The 14,444-nt window shown below is 52.0% G+C and carries 13 protein-coding genes; 8 read left to right on the forward strand and 5 right to left on the reverse strand.

Going from position 1 to position 14,444, the window contains the following annotated elements; all coding sequences use genetic code 11:
- Positions 1–120 precede the first annotated feature (120 nt).
- Positions 121–1,044, forward strand: a complete 924-nt coding sequence (locus tag SOM82_RS16465; RefSeq protein ID WP_320460518.1) for a LysR family transcriptional regulator — start codon at positions 121–123, stop codon at positions 1,042–1,044.
- Between the two features lie 8 nt (positions 1,045–1,052).
- Here SOM82_RS16465 and SOM82_RS16470 read toward each other — a convergent pair whose 3' ends face one another.
- Positions 1,053–1,745 carry an aspartate/glutamate racemase gene (locus tag SOM82_RS16470; protein WP_320460519.1) on the reverse strand — a complete coding sequence of 231 codons (693 nt, stop codon included), beginning with the start codon at positions 1,743–1,745 and terminating at the stop codon, positions 1,053–1,055.
- Positions 1,746–1,880: 135 nt separating this feature from the next.
- Between SOM82_RS16470 and SOM82_RS16475 the strand changes: the two genes are divergently transcribed.
- Positions 1,881–2,204: a cupin domain-containing protein gene (locus SOM82_RS16475; protein ID WP_154126085.1), complete on the forward strand. Its 324-nt coding sequence runs from the start codon at positions 1,881–1,883 to the stop codon at positions 2,202–2,204.
- Positions 2,205–2,248: 44 nt separating this feature from the next.
- Here SOM82_RS16475 and wzz(fepE) read toward each other — a convergent pair whose 3' ends face one another.
- Entirely contained in the window at positions 2,249–3,385 is a 1,137-nt protein-coding gene (wzz(fepE), locus tag SOM82_RS16480; RefSeq protein ID WP_320460520.1) for an LPS O-antigen length regulator Wzz(fepE), read from the reverse strand.
- Positions 3,386–3,934: 549 nt separating this feature from the next.
- On the opposite strand from wzz(fepE), the gene SOM82_RS16485 reads away from it, so the two are divergent.
- From SOM82_RS16485 to SOM82_RS16505, 5 genes are all read left to right on the forward strand, one after another.
- Positions 3,935–4,825, forward strand: coding sequence for a carbohydrate ABC transporter permease (locus SOM82_RS16485; RefSeq protein ID WP_095283226.1), 891 nt, complete (start codon positions 3,935–3,937; stop codon positions 4,823–4,825).
- Positions 4,818–5,720 carry a carbohydrate ABC transporter permease gene (locus tag SOM82_RS16490; protein ID WP_154126087.1) on the forward strand — a complete coding sequence of 301 codons (903 nt, stop codon included), beginning with the start codon at positions 4,818–4,820 and terminating at the stop codon, positions 5,718–5,720. The genes SOM82_RS16485 and SOM82_RS16490 overlap by 8 nt, the downstream gene beginning before the upstream one ends.
- A gap of 12 nt (positions 5,721–5,732) precedes the next feature.
- Entirely contained in the window at positions 5,733–6,860 is a 1,128-nt protein-coding gene (locus SOM82_RS16495) for an ABC transporter ATP-binding protein (RefSeq protein WP_154126088.1), read from the forward strand.
- Between the two features lie 14 nt (positions 6,861–6,874).
- Positions 6,875–8,161 (forward strand): ABC transporter substrate-binding protein, encoded by a 1,287-nt coding sequence (locus tag SOM82_RS16500; protein ID WP_320460521.1) that lies wholly within the window; start codon positions 6,875–6,877, stop codon positions 8,159–8,161.
- A gap of 67 nt (positions 8,162–8,228) precedes the next feature.
- Positions 8,229–9,356, forward strand: a complete 1,128-nt coding sequence (locus SOM82_RS16505) for an oligogalacturonate lyase family protein (protein WP_320460522.1) — start codon at positions 8,229–8,231, stop codon at positions 9,354–9,356.
- A gap of 39 nt (positions 9,357–9,395) precedes the next feature.
- On the opposite strand, the gene araE is transcribed toward SOM82_RS16505, so the two are convergent.
- The 3 genes from araE to kduI all read right to left on the reverse strand — a co-directional run bounded on the left by araE (position 9,396) and on the right by kduI (position 12,786).
- A complete protein-coding gene (gene araE, locus SOM82_RS16510; RefSeq protein WP_501083534.1) occupies positions 9,396–10,811 on the reverse strand; it encodes an arabinose-proton symporter AraE in 1,416 nt (471 codons plus the stop codon).
- A gap of 313 nt (positions 10,812–11,124) precedes the next feature.
- On the reverse strand, positions 11,125–11,886 hold the full coding sequence (gene kduD, locus SOM82_RS16515) for a 2-dehydro-3-deoxy-D-gluconate 5-dehydrogenase KduD (RefSeq protein WP_015960287.1): 762 nt from the start codon (positions 11,884–11,886) through the stop codon (positions 11,125–11,127).
- 63 nt (positions 11,887–11,949) lie between these two features.
- Entirely contained in the window at positions 11,950–12,786 is an 837-nt protein-coding gene (gene kduI, locus SOM82_RS16520; RefSeq protein WP_320460523.1) for a 5-dehydro-4-deoxy-D-glucuronate isomerase, read from the reverse strand.
- Positions 12,787–13,244: 458 nt separating this feature from the next.
- Here kduI and SOM82_RS16525 point away from each other — a divergent pair, with 458 nt between their 5' ends.
- A complete protein-coding gene (locus SOM82_RS16525; protein ID WP_320460524.1) occupies positions 13,245–14,420 on the forward strand; it encodes an oligogalacturonate lyase family protein in 1,176 nt (391 codons plus the stop codon).
- Positions 14,421–14,444 lie beyond the last annotated feature (24 nt).

The raw sequence follows: 14,444 nt of genomic DNA on the forward strand, positions 1-14,444 counted from the left end.
GGCGTTCTCCGGATAGCTCTGTTTTTTGTTATTACGCCACAGGGCAAAGAGAATAAAAAATATCGTTTTATCCAGAGTTTATGCAAAAATGATATGGATAACTGACAAAACAGGTGCCCGATGCCCGCCGTTAACTTACGTCATATTGAGATTTTTCACGCGGTGATGACCGCCGGGAATCTGACCGAAGCCGCGCAGATGCTGCACACTTCGCAGCCTACGGTCAGCCGTGAGCTGGCGCGCTTTGAAAAGGTTTTGGGGCTGACGCTGTTTGAACGCGCACGCGGCAGGCTTCATCCAACGGTACAAGGCCTGAGGCTGTTTGAGGAAGTTCAGCGCTCCTGGTACGGTCTGGACCGCATTATCAGCGCCGCAGAGAGCCTGCGTGAATTCCGCCAGGGGGAGTTGTCGATTGTCTGCCTGCCGGTCTTCTCCCAGTCTTTCCTGCCGCCGCTGATGCAGCCTTTTCTTGCCCGTTATCCGGACGTCAACCTTACCATCGTGCCGCAGGAATCCCCTCTGCTCGAAGAGTGGCTCTCGGCGCAACGCCACGATTTAGGCTTAACCGAGACGCTGGTGACCCCCGCTGGCACGGCGCGCACGGAGCTGCTGTCGCTTGATGAAGTCTGCGTGCTGCCCAAGGACCATCCTTTAGCCCGCAAAAAGGTCTTAACACCGGCGGATTTTCAGGGCGAAAACTACATCAGCCTCTCGCAGACCGACAGTTACCGGCAGCTGCTGGATACGCTCTTTGCCGAGCATCAGGTGAAACGAAGAATGGTGGTGGAAACGCACAGCGCCGCGTCGATTTGCGCCATGGTTCGCGCGGGAGTGGGAATTGCCGTCGTTAATCCGTTAACCGCGCTCGACTATGCCGATAGCGGGATTACGATCCGCCGTTTCAGCGTCTCAGTGCCGTTTACGGTGAGCCTGATTCGTCCGCTGCATCGCCCGGCGTCTGCGCTGGTAGACGCCTTTACACATCATTTAAGTGAACATTCACGTCGGGTGGCATCGCGCCTGCCCGACCTGTTACAAGCGTGAACCAGCCATTACGACAGCATAAATTCCACAGCGTCGGCGGCATGGATCGCCGCGGTATCAAAGACCGGGATCGCGCTTTCTTGCGCGGGAACCAGCAGACCGATCTCCGTGCAGCCGAAAATCACCCCTTCGGCTCCCTGCTTCGCCAGCTGGTCGATAACGCTCAGATAATAGTGCCGTGAAGTGTCGCTAAACGTCCCCATGCACAGTTCATCAAAGATGATCTGGTTGATACGCGCCCTGTCCGCCTCGGCTGGAATCAGGCTTTCAATACCAAATTGCGTGTCCAGCCGACCACGATAAAAATCCTGTTCCATGGTGTAGCGCGTTCCCAGCAGCGCGACGCGCTTCATTCCGCTGGCCGTTATCGCCCGTCCGGTGGCGTCGGCAATATGCAGGAAAGGCAACGCACAACGGGCCTCGATCCGCGAGGCCACCTTATGCATGGTATTGGTACACAGCACAATACCCTCCGCCCCCGCTCGTTCCAGCCCGACGGCTGCCTGCGCAAGGATATCTCCCGCCTTGTCCCACTCGCCGCTGGCCTGGCAGGCCTCAATCTCATGGAAATCGACGCTGTGTAGCACCAGGCTCGCCGAATGCAGGCCGCCCAAACGCTGTTTGATGCCTTCATTAATCAGGCGATAATAAGGAATAGTGGATTCCCAGCTCATTCCCCCCAGCAGACCCATCGTTTTCATGTCCCCTCCTTTATGTTTCTTCCAGTGAAGCAAACTTGTGATCCTGTTTCCAGTTATTTGGCTTGCCGTTTCTTTTTGACCTGTAGTGCTATAAATTAATTAAAACAATGTTTCACTACAGAACAGGGAGCAGATATGTTTATTTTCCATAAAGAGACTACGCTTGAGGATCTGGGGAATGGCGTCACGCGCCGGATCCTGGCACATGACGGCAAAATGATGGCCGTTGAAGTGAACTTTGAGCAGGGCGCTATTGGCCCGATGCACAACCATCCGCACGAACAGCTGACCTATGTGCTGTCGGGCGAATTCGAATTTACAATCGGCGAAGAAAAGCATGTGGTGACGGCGGGCGATACGCTTTATAAAGAGCCGCATGTGATGCACGGCTGCGTCTGCCTGAAGCCCGGCACCCTGCTGGATACCTTTACGCCAGTCCGCGAAGACTTCCTCAAATAGACAAAAAGGGCGGTGTTTCCATCCGCCCTTTTCTTACGCCTTACTTAATTCGTTACCGGTACATTTCGCGGTTCCGCTAGCGGTTCACGGGACAACATGGCCGCACGCAGCAGTACGCTCCCGCAGGCGAACATGCCGCCGACCAGCGCGGCAAGAATCACAATCAGCGCTTTAGCGGGACCGTCTTTCTTCACGGGCATCGACGGCTCAAGCTGATATTTAAATGGTTCAAAACTCACATCGTCGATCGACAGCTTTTGCAGCTGTGCAAGATGATATTCACGGTTCTGAAAATCAGCATTCAGCTCCGCCACATCTTTTAATGATTTCTCAATCTGCAGCTTTTGCGCAATACCATCTGCACCCAGCGCGACGGAGTAGTCAGGGTCATCTTTCACCGCCTGACCGTTGCTGTAAACCGGCTTTTTGATGCCCGCCGCATTCGCCACTTCCAGCGAGTAGTTAAGACGCTGAAGATTGGTGTTATGGATTGTGGTCAGACGAACGCGATCCAGCTCCAGGCGCTCTTTTTCCAGGTGTGTTCTCAGCGCCAGCGCATTGCGCACGTTCAGCATCGTCTCTTTTTCAACGATAGCGGAGATATAGGCAATGTACCCATTGAGCACGACCTGTGCATCTTGCGCGGTGGGTGCGGTAAAGCTCAGTGTCCAGGAGTCGTAAGGCGATTTATCCGCGTTTTTCGCAAGCGCGTTATCTGCGGCTTTCATTCTTTCTGCCACGTTCACAACCGCACGACGCAGCTCATCAGGGTCCATCTGCGCCCCTTTCATTTGCTCCATCACATACGGCGACGATTTTATGTAGTCTTCCAGCAGCGTCTGTGACTTGAACTTTTTGATAAACAGATTAAAGACGTCCGAGCGTTTTACACTGACGTCGGCATCAAGAACCTGAAGCGCAACCAACATCTGTCGTACCTTACTCCACTGAATCTGTTCGGCTGGGGTCACCACCGCTTTACTGGTCCACTTCTGCGGCATCAGGTATGACACCGCAACGCCCAGCAGCGCAAAGGCAAAGACGATCGCGATGATGCGTTTTTTGGCGGCTAACAAGACTTCCAGGAGTCCGAGGAGATCAATCTCTTTTGAGGGTGTCGCGGGGGAAGCGTAGTTTGCAAAATCCAGGTCCGTGTTCTTCTTGAAATCCATTGCTGACATACTTATTTCTTCTGGTTGATGTTGCAGTGAAATCTTGCCAATAACACTTAAGGGGGGGCGATGATACTGTAAAATAAGAATTTTCTGAACTAATAATTCTTGAAAATGAGGTGGTTGCCATGAAATTTGGTAGTTAGTTCTTTATGTTTAATCAGTGTTACAAATGATTAAGATCAGTTTCATTCACCCCAGATATACCTACCCCTACCAACTTCTGTTAAAAGTCAAAAATGCCCGCCACTTCACCTTATTGAAACAGCGTTTCGACCGCGATCACATTTCCACCATTTATAGAATGACGCAGAAATAAATAGCAATAAAATAAATTAAAACGTCGTTTTACAAATCAAGAACAGCAGTTCACGTGTTTTAAAACTCCAGAAAGGCAAGTCAATGGAACACGTTAAAAATCTTATAAATCAGCAGGTAAATGGAGTAACCGATTTGAGCCTCACCCAGAACACACGCTTCCCCGTCTCGTAAAAAATGCGCGGGCAGCTGCATCACGAGCAGATTCCGTTTTAACCATTGATTGCCAGGTAGGTATGTATGAATGAAAACAAAATGCTGGGGCTAGCGTGGATATCACCCTACATAATTGGGTTGATAATCTTTACCGCGTTTCCCTTCGTCTCATCGTTCTTTCTCAGTTTTACTGATTACGATCTGATGAGCCCGCCGGTATTTAACGGCATTGAAAACTATCGTTACATGTTTACCGAAGATACCCTCTTCTGGAAATCCATGGGCGTGACCTTTGCGTATGTCTTTTTAACCATCCCACTGAAGCTTGCCTTCGCGCTGGGTATTGCGTTTGTACTGAACTTTAAATTACGCGGAATTGGGTTCTTCCGTACGGCTTATTACATTCCCTCCATCCTCGGCAGCTCGGTTGCGATTGCCGTTCTGTGGCGTGCGCTGTTTGCCATTGATGGCCTGTTGAACAGCTTTATTGGCGTATTTGGCCTCGACCCGGTGAACTGGCTCGGCGAACCGTCTCTGGCGCTGATGTCGGTGACATTACTGCGCGTCTGGCAGTTTGGTTCTGCGATGGTCATCTTCCTGGCCGCACTGCAAAACGTTCCGCAATCTCAGTATGAAGCGGCGATGATTGACGGTGCATCAAAATGGCAGATGTTCATGAAAGTGACCGTGCCGCTGATTACGCCGGTGATCTTCTTCAACTTTATTATGCAGACCACCCAGGCGTTCCAGGAATTTACCGGGCCGTATGTCATCACGGGCGGTGGGCCGACTTACTCAACGTATCTGTTCTCGCTCTACATCTACGACACCGCATTCAAGTACTTTGACATGGGTTACGGCGCCGCACTGGCCTGGGTCCTGTTCCTGGTAGTTGCTGTCTTTGCTGCTATCGCCTTTAAGTCTTCGAAATACTGGGTGTTCTACTCCGCCGATAAGGGAGGCAAAAATGGCTGATATTCAACAAATCTCTACGGCAAGAAGCATCGCCGATCGCGAAGTTGCCCGCACGCTGCGCAAAGAGAAGATCAACGCCAGTATTCGCTACGTGATCCTGCTGTTTGTTGGCCTGCTGATGCTCTACCCGCTGGTATGGATGTTCTCGGCGTCGTTCAAACCGAACCACGAGATCTTCACTACCCTGAGCCTGTGGCCAGCACACGCCACCTGGGATGGCTTTGTGAACGGCTGGAAAACCGGTACCGAATACAACTTCGGTCATTACATGCTTAACACCTTTAAGTATGTGATCCCGAAAGTGATTCTGACCATTATCTCCTCCACCATCGTGGCGTACGGCTTTGCCCGCTTCGAGATCCCGTGGAAGAAATTCTGGTTCGCCACGCTCATCACCACCATGCTGCTGCCGAGCACCGTACTGTTGATTCCACAGTATTTGATGTTCCGCGAAATGGGCATGCTGAACAGCTATATGCCGTTGTATCTGCCGCTGGCATTTGCCACCCAGGGATTCTTCGTCTTCATGCTGATTCAGTTCCTGCGCGGTGTGCCGCGTGACATGGAAGAAGCCGCCCAAATCGACGGCTGTAACTCTCTGCAGGTGCTGTGGTACGTGGTCGTGCCGATTCTGAAACCGGCCATCATCTCCGTCGCACTCTTCCAGTTCATGTGGTCAATGAACGACTTTATCGGGCCGCTGATTTATGTCTACAGCGTGGATAAATACCCGATTGCACTGGCTCTGAAAATGTCCATCGACGTCACCGAAGGTGCGCCGTGGAACGAAATTCTGGCAATGGCGAGCATCTCCATTCTGCCATCCATCATTGTCTTCTTCCTGGCACAGCGCTACTTCGTACAGGGCGTAACCAGCAGCGGAATTAAAGGTTAAGAGGGAAATATCATGGCTGAAGTTATTTTCAACAAACTGGAAAAGGTTTACTCCAACGGCTTCAAAGCGGTACATGCTATCGACCTTTCAATCGCGGAAGGTGAGTTCATGGTTATCGTCGGGCCGTCCGGCTGCGCCAAATCGACCACGCTGCGTATGCTGGCAGGGCTCGAAACCATCAGCGGCGGTGAAGTTCGTATCGGCGAGAAGATCGTCAACAACCTCGCGCCAAAAGAGCGTGGGATTGCGATGGTGTTCCAGAACTACGCGCTCTATCCGCATATGACGGTGCGTGAAAACCTGGCCTTCGGTCTGAAGCTAAGCAAAATGCCGAAAGATCAGATTGAAGCACAGGTCAATGAAGCGGCGAAAATCCTCGAACTGGAAGAGCTGCTGGACCGCCTGCCGCGCCAGCTGTCCGGTGGTCAGGCACAGCGTGTGGCCGTGGGCCGCGCGATTGTGAAAAAACCTGACGTGTTCCTGTTCGATGAACCGCTTTCGAACCTCGACGCCAAACTGCGTGCCTCCATGCGTATCCGTATTTCTGACCTGCACAAGCAGTTGAAGAAATCCGGTAAACCTGCCACCACCGTTTACGTCACTCACGACCAGACGGAAGCGATGACCATGGGCGACCGCATCTGCGTGATGAAGCTCGGTCATATCATGCAGGTAGATACGCCGGACAACCTGTACCACAAACCGAAAAACATGTTTGTTGCGGGCTTTATCGGTGCGCCAGAGATGAATATCCGCGCCACCCGACTGGTGGATCAGGCGGGTCGTCTGGCGCTGTCTATCGGCAACGAAACGATGCCGTTAAACGAGAAGCTGCATGACAAAGTGGTCGGCCACCAGGCGCAAGAGCTGTTCTATGGCATCCGCCCGGAATTCGTGTCCGTCTCCGACGAGCCTTTCGCAGAAGGCGGCTGTAGCGGCGAGCTGGTGCGCGTCGAGAACATGGGTCACGAATTCTTTGTCTACCTGAAAGTGTCAGATTACGAACTGACAGCCCGAATTCCTTCCGATGAAGCTAAACCTATGATTGATAAAGGCCTTCATCGTAAGGTGTATTTTAAGTTTGATATGAATAAGTGCCACATTTTTGATGCAAAAACTGAACTGAACATCTCAATCTGACTGGAGTTATAAGAATGAAAAAAGTGCTTTTAAGCGCAGCAATCTCCGCTACCCTGGGCCTTACCGCGCTGCCATCGATGGCAAAAGATGTTGATTTACGTATGTCCTGGTGGGGCGGTAATGGCCGCCATCAGGTCACACTGAAGGCGATTGAAGAGTTCCATAAACAGAACCCGGATATCAACGTCAAAGCAGAATACACCGGCTGGGACGGTCACTTATCGCGACTGACTACGCAAATTGCGGGCGGCACCGAACCGGACGTCATGCAGACCAACTGGAACTGGCTGCCGATCTTCTCGAAAACAGGCGACGGTTTCTACGACCTGAACAAAATGAAGGACGTGATCGATTTAACGCAGTTCGATGCGAAAGAGCTGCAATCGACAACGGTTGACGGCAAGCTGAACGGGATCCCGATCTCCGTGACGGCGCGTGTCTTCTATTTTAACGATGAAACCTGGGAAAAAGCGGGCGTTGAGTACCCGAAAACCTGGGACGAGCTGAAAGCCGCCGGTAAAGCCTTTGAGAGCAAACTGGGCAAACAGTATTACCCGGTGGTTCTGGAACATCAGGATACGCTGGCGCTGCTCAACTCCTACATGATTCAGAAGTACAACATTCCGGCGGTCGATGAGAAGGCGAAGAAATTCTCCTACAGCAAAGAGCAGTGGGTGGAATTCTTCCAGACTTACAAAGATCTGGTGGATAGCCACGTGATGCCGGACACCAAATACTACGCGTCATTCGGCAAGAGCAATATGTACGAAATGAAGCCGTGGATTCAGGGCGAATGGGGCGGCACATACATGTGGAACTCCACGATCAACAAGTATTCCGATAACCTGAAGCCACCGGCAAAACTGGAACTGGGTAACTACCCAATGCTGCCAGGCGCAACCGATGCGGGTCTGTTCTTCAAACCAGCACAGATGCTGTCGATTGGTAAAACCAGTAAAAATCCGGAAGCGGCAGCGAAACTGATTAACTTCCTGCTGAACAGTAAAGAAGGCGTTGATACGCTGGGCCTGGAGCGCGGCGTTCCGTTGAGCAAAGTGGCGGTGAAATACCTGACCGAAGACGGCACGATCAAAGAAAACGATCCGGCGGTGGCGGGCCTGCGTCTGGCTCAGTCTCTGCCAGCCAAACTCTCCGTATCGCCATACTTCGACGATCCACAGATCGTGGCGCAGTTCGGGACTTCTCTGCAATACATCGACTACGGTCAGAAAACCGTGGAAGAGACTGCCGCTGACTTCCAGCGTCAGGCGGAACGTATCCTGAAACGCGCAATGCGCTAATCAACTCGTCCGATCCCTACCCTGCCACTCGCTGTGGCAGGGTATTTTTTTATCCGGAGAATTCACCATGAAAGGCAAAATCATCCCGCTTAATTTTCTCACGCGTCAGGACCGTGAAACAGGACACGACGTGATACGGATGACGCCCCCGCACATCATTTGCCACCGCAATTACTTCTACCAAAAGTGTTTCACTCAGGACGGCAGCAAAATTCTGTTTGGCGGCGCGTTCGAGGGGCACTGGAATTACTACCTGTTAGACATTGAACAGCAACACGCGACTCAGCTGACCGAAGGGGCTGGCGATAATACCTTTGGCGGTTTTTTATCGAGTGACGATAAATCGGTGTGGTACGTGAAAAACAGTCGCGAATTACGCCGCGTCTGCCTGGAGAGCTTCGAAGAACATGTGGTGTATGAGGTTGACGATGAATGGGTGGCCTACGGCACCTGGGTCGCCAATTCCGACTGTTCAAAACTGGTGGGCATTGAGATTAAAAAAAGCGACTGGCAGCCGCTAACCGACTGGAGTAAATTCCGCGCCTTTTACTTCACCCACCCGGAATGCCGCCTGATTAATATTGATTTACAGACCGGCGAGCAGAGCGTGATTTTGCAGGAGAAACGCTGGCTGGGACATCCGATTTATCGCCCGTTTGACGACAACACCGTCGCGTTTTGCCACGAAGGACCGCGCGATGCCATTGATGCCCGGATGTGGCTTATCAATCCGGACGGCAGCCATCTGCGTAAAGTGCGCCAGCATGCTCCGGGAGAGAGCTTTACTCACGAGTTCTGGGTTCCGGATGGTTCTGCGCTCTATTACGTCGCGCACAAAGAAAACGATCCGCAACGCTATCTGTTTAGCGCCCATCCGCTGACGCTGGAAAACCGTGAGTTAATGGCGATCCCGCCGTGTTCGCATCTGATGAGTAACCATGACGGCTCGCTGATTGTCGGCGATGGCGCGCCGCATAATACCGGCGATATCAGCCTGAACGATCCGTTTATCTGGGTTTTTGATATCAATGCCGGGAGCCAGAAAGCCATCTGCCAGCACAATACCAGCTGGAAAGTGCTGGATGGCGACCGTCAGGTGACGCACCCGCATCCGTCATTTTCGCCGGATAATCAGTGGGTGTTGTATACCTCGGACGCAGAAGGGATGCCGGCGTTGTATTTGGCGCGAGTGTAAAAAAAGCCCGGCAGGCGTAGCGCCACCGGGCAGCAATAATCAGACCCCGATATTGCGTAACTTTTCCCCCGCCATCAGTCTGCGCTCAATATGCTCCAGCGTGACATTTTTGGTTTCAGGAATGAGCCAGAAAGTGATGCCAATAAAGACGATATTGAGAACGGTATAGAGCCAGAATGTTCCCGCGGCGCCGATAGAGTCGAGTAGCGTCAGGAAGGTGGCACCAATAATCATGTTGGATACCCAGTTCGTGGTCGTAGAACAGGTAATACCGAAGTCACGGCATTTCAGGGGCTGAATTTCCGAGCACAGGATCCAAACCACCGGCGCAGCGCTCATCGCATAGCCCGCAATGCACATCATGGTCATGCCGACGGAAAGCCACGAAAGGCTGCTGGATGCCGTGCCGTTATCGAACTGCATCAGGCAGTAACCCAGGATCAAAGTGCCTAGCGCCATTACGCTAAAACCAATCTTCAGCGCTGGCTTACGGCCCGCTTTATCGACGGTAAAGACCGCAATAAACGTGGCGAACATAAAGGTCAGCCCCACCACCAGCGTGGCAACCATCTGCTGTTCGGTGGTGGTAAACCCGGCCATTTTAAAAATGCGCGGGGCGTAGTACATGATGATGTTCATTCCGGTGAACTGCTGCATCGCCTGCAACAACATGCCAAGAAACACCGCGCGACGCACATTACGATTCGCTTTAAACAGCGACCATCCCCCCTGTTTGAGCTTCAGGCTTTCGCGGATTTCGTTCAGCTCCTCGCGCGCCTTTTCGGAGGTATCACGCAGCATCCGCAGCACTTCTTCCGCCTCAACGTGCCGCCCTTTTTGCGCCAGCCAGCGTGGGCTGTTGGGGAGAAAAATCACCAGCACGATCAGTAATACGGCGGGGAGTGCCAGTACCCCAAGCATCGCGCGCCAGTTACCACTGTAGCTAAACCAGGTGTCCGAGAGGAAAGCCAACACAATCCCTAGCGTCACCATCAGCTGATACATGCTGATCATTTTGCCGCGCACATTTTCGCTGGCAATTTCAGAGAGATAGAGCGGCGCCGTATATGAGGCAATCCCCACTGCCACGCCCAGTAAGACTCGCGCAAGCAATAATGCCTCCACTCCCGTGGCAAAAGCCGATCCGAGCGAGCCTGCCACAAACAGGATTGCCCCGACCATCAGGCTGTATTTTCGTCCAAGACGGAAAGAGAGCCAGCCGTTAAACAGCGCGCCGAGCGCAGCGCCAAGCATCATACTGCTCACCACCCACTCCTGCAGGCGATTGCTCAATGAAAAGTGATCGGTAATAAACGGGAGCGCACCGGCGATAACGCCAATGTCTAATCCAAACAGTAAACCAGCCACCGCAGCCGACACGGAAACGAATTGGTTCATTCGTCGGGTATCGCGAAGCGCGCGGGGCATTAGGGTCGAGTCATTAATAGATGTCATTTTTTCCTGCCTGAACAGCGTAAGACGTTTAATGAAATTACGAGAAAGGCAAAAAAAGTGTCAGGCTGTAATACGTGAAGATATGGATTAATGAGCTGGCAGGCATCGTTCTGTGATGGACATTACACTTTCAACTCAGGGTAAATAATCACCATTTATTATTAATACATTAATTTATAAGCAATAAAGTTGTGACTTGTATCCATAATGTATTTTCACTATGGATTTTATGACTTTATGAATATGGACAAGCTGATTTTTTGGCAAAAAAAACCTCCGCACAGGGCAGAGGTTTTGCTGTTGGCGGCGGGAATTAACGCGCCAGCCAGCCACCATCAACGGCCACGGTGTAACCATTGATATAGTCAGATGCCGGCGAGGCCAGGAACACAATCGGTCCCATCAGGTCGCTTGGCAGACCCCAACGACCCGCAGGGATACGCTCAAGAATTGCCGCGCTACGCTCTTCATCTGCACGCAACTGCTGGGTGTTGTTGGTTGCCATGTAACCCGGTGCAATCGCGTTGACATTGATATTGTGCTGCGCCCACTCGTTCGCCAGCAGACGGGTCACGCCCATAACGGCGCTTTTGGAAGCGGTGTATGACGGTACGCGGATGCCACCCTGGAAAGAGAGCATGGAGGCGATGTTGATGATCTTGCCGCCATTACCCTGTGCGATAAAGTGTTTTGCCGCCGCCTGAGACATAAAGAATACGCTCTTAATGTTCAGGTTCATGACGTCATCCCAGTCACGCTCGCTGAAGTTGATCGCGTCTTCACGACGAATCAGACCCGCGTTGTTCACCAGCACATCAATATGACCAAACTCTGCCACTGCGCGATCCAGCAGCTCAGGGATCGCGTCAATTTTACGCAGATCGGCAGTCAGGCTCAGGAAACGACGACCCAGCGCGGTGACACGCTCGATGGTTTCGGTCGGTTCAACAATGTTGATCCCAACGATGTCGCAGCCCGCTTCAGCCAGACCTAACGCCATACCCTGGCCCAGACCGGTGTCACAACCGGTTACGACCGCTACTTTACCTTGCAGAGAAAATGCATCCAGAATCATGTTTGTTCCTTTATCTTTCAGCGCCTGTCACGAACAGGCCAATTTATGCTTAACTGCCCGCGACTAGCGCAGATCCTTAACAGCGACGTGGTCCATGTCATCAAAGACCTGGTTTTCACCGACCATACCCCAGATGAAGGTGTAGGCTTTGGTTCCAACGCCTGAGTGAATCGACCAGCTTGGTGAAATCACAGCTTGCTCGTTGTGCATCACGATGTGGCGAGTTTCTTGCGGCTGCCCCATCATGTGGAACACGCAGGCGTCTTCGTCCATATTGAAATAGAAGTACACTTCCATGCGGCGCTCATGGGTATGGCACGGCATGGTGTTCCACAGGTTGCCCGGATCGAGTTCGGTCAGCCCCATGCTCAGCTGGCAGGTTTCCAGCACATCCGGAACAAAGTATTTGTTGATGGTGCGACGGTTGCTGGTGAGATTGTCACCGAGCGTGACCGGAGAGACGTCCGCAGGCGTCACTTTTTTGGTCGGATAGGTAGTGTGAGCCGGTGCGCAGTTATAGTAGAACTTTGCCGGTTTGCTGCTATCAATGCTGGCGAACACCACTTCCTGCGCGCCTTTACCAACATACAGGGCATCGCGGTGGCCAATCTCAAAACACTGACCGTCAACGGTAATCGTGCCCGGACCACCAATGTTAATCACACCCAGTTCACGACGCTCGAGGAAGTAGCTGACACCAAGCTGTTTGCCCACTTCACCACCCACGGACACGGTCCTGGTGGTCGGCATGATGCCGCCGACGATGATGCGGTCGATGTGGCTGTACACCATGGTGTATTCATCAGCAACAAACACCTTCTCAACTAAAAACTCTTCACGCAGCCCCTGAGTATCCAGTGTTTTGGCGTGCGCGCTGTGGATGCTTTGTCTGATGTCCACATTTACCTCCAGAATTGGTCGTGCCCAAGGGCAAGGATAATTAACGAAACAACGTTCTGTTTTCTTTATGGGCACATAGTATCTTCTGCGAAATGGGTTTTCAATTACATTTAAAACGATGTTTCACTTTTTCTGCATCTTAATGACAGAAGTGTAGTTCGGATCACGATTGTTGAGAGTTGACGCTGGAGAGAAGATCGAAGCGAAAAAAACGGAAAACCATATTTATCATAGTAAACAGTCAATTATAAAACCTTTAAGATTTGACCGCAGAGAAAACATTCAGCGTTAAAAATCAAAGATAATCATCACTGTCGACAATAAATCTTACAAAGTGCGCCATCAGTCACACACATTGAAACGATGTTTTGATAATTTAACACTCAGTTTTTAACTTATCTTACATTCAGAATTGACTGCCGGAATCGTCTCCAGCCGTCAATATAAAGGAGCGCATCATGGCTAAAGGTATGCGGGTCAAGCTGAACTATGACGTCAGCCGCGATCCGGATACAGGCGTGGAGATCACCCGCCTGACCCCACCGGAAGTAACCTGTCATCGTAACTACTTTTATCAGAAGTGCTTCTTTAATGATGGTAGCCACCTGCTGTTCGCCGGTGAGTTTGACGGTCACTGGAACTACTACCTGCTGGATCTGCAAAAAGCAGAAGCGGTGCAATTGACCGAAGGCGCGGGAGACAATACGTTTGGCGGCTTCTTATCCCCTGACGATAAGTCCCTCTATTATGTCAAAAACGATCGCACCCTTCTGGAAGTGGATCTGCAAACGCTGGCCGAGCGCGAAGTGTATCGCGTTTCGGATGACTGGGTCGGCTACGGGACCTGGGTCGCAAACAGCGACTGCACCAAACTGGTGGGGATCGAGATTGCGAAGAGCGACTGGACGCCGCTGAACGACTGGAAGATTTTCCACGATTTCTTCCATAAAGGCCCGCACTGTCGTTTGCTGCGCGTTGATCTGAAAACAGGCGAAAGCGCCACGATCCACGAAGAGAAAAACTGGCTGGGCCATCCGATTTATCGCCCGTTCGACGACAACACCGTCGCCTTCTGCCACGAAGGTCCTCACGATCTGGTCGATGCGCGTATGTGGATGGTTAACGAAGACGGTAGCCACGTGCGTAAAGTCAAAGAACACGCGGAAGGCGAAAGCTGCACGCACGAATTCTGGGTACCGAACGGCTCCGCGCTGGTTTATGTCTCTTATCTGAAAGGCAAACAGGGACGCACCATCTACAGCTTCAACCCGGATACCGGGGTGAACGAAGCGGTCATGCAAATGCCGGCCTGCTCGCACCTGATGAGCAACTTCGACGGCACACTGCTGGTAGGCGATGGCTCAGGTACGCCGGTGGACGTAAAAGACACCAGCGGTTATACGATCGATAACGACCCTTATCTTTATGCGTTTGATGTGGCGAAGAAAGCCTATTTCCGCATCGCCCGTCATGACACATCCTGGGCCACCGTGGCAAACAGCCGTCAGGTGACCCATCCGCATCCTTCCTTCACCCCGGATGATAAAGCGGTACTGTTCAGTTCCGATAAAGATGGCAAACCGGCTCTCTATATCGCGAAACTCCCCGAGCAACCTGAAATGTTGCATGCGTGATTTAAGTTAGTGTTTCTGTAACTG

It is taken from the genome of Lelliottia sp. CFBP8978, from assembly GCF_034046055.2.
Lineage (GTDB): Bacteria > Pseudomonadota > Gammaproteobacteria > Enterobacterales > Enterobacteriaceae > Enterobacter.

What these genes read in the sequence shown, in the direction of transcription:
- SOM82_RS16465 (WP_320460518.1), top strand. Translation starts at nt 121, where the DNA reads ATGCCCGCCGTTAACTTACGTCATATTGAGATTTTTCACGCGGTGATG.
- SOM82_RS16470 (WP_320460519.1), bottom strand. Translation starts at nt 1,745, where the DNA reads ATGAAAACGATGGGTCTGCTGGGGGGAATGAGCTGGGAATCCACTATT.
- SOM82_RS16475 (WP_154126085.1), top strand. Translation starts at nt 1,881, where the DNA reads ATGTTTATTTTCCATAAAGAGACTACGCTTGAGGATCTGGGGAATGGC.
- SOM82_RS16485 (WP_095283226.1), top strand. Translation starts at nt 3,935, where the DNA reads ATGAATGAAAACAAAATGCTGGGGCTAGCGTGGATATCACCCTACATA.
- SOM82_RS16490 (WP_154126087.1), top strand. Translation starts at nt 4,818, where the DNA reads ATGGCTGATATTCAACAAATCTCTACGGCAAGAAGCATCGCCGATCGC.
- SOM82_RS16495 (WP_154126088.1), top strand. Translation starts at nt 5,733, where the DNA reads ATGGCTGAAGTTATTTTCAACAAACTGGAAAAGGTTTACTCCAACGGC.
- SOM82_RS16500 (WP_320460521.1), top strand. Translation starts at nt 6,875, where the DNA reads ATGAAAAAAGTGCTTTTAAGCGCAGCAATCTCCGCTACCCTGGGCCTT.
- SOM82_RS16505 (WP_320460522.1), top strand. Translation starts at nt 8,229, where the DNA reads ATGAAAGGCAAAATCATCCCGCTTAATTTTCTCACGCGTCAGGACCGT.
- araE (WP_501083534.1), bottom strand. Translation starts at nt 10,811, where the DNA reads ATGACATCTATTAATGACTCGACCCTAATGCCCCGCGCGCTTCGCGAT.
- kduD (WP_015960287.1), bottom strand. Translation starts at nt 11,886, where the DNA reads ATGATTCTGGATGCATTTTCTCTGCAAGGTAAAGTAGCGGTCGTAACC.
- SOM82_RS16525 (WP_320460524.1), top strand. Translation starts at nt 13,245, where the DNA reads ATGGCTAAAGGTATGCGGGTCAAGCTGAACTATGACGTCAGCCGCGAT.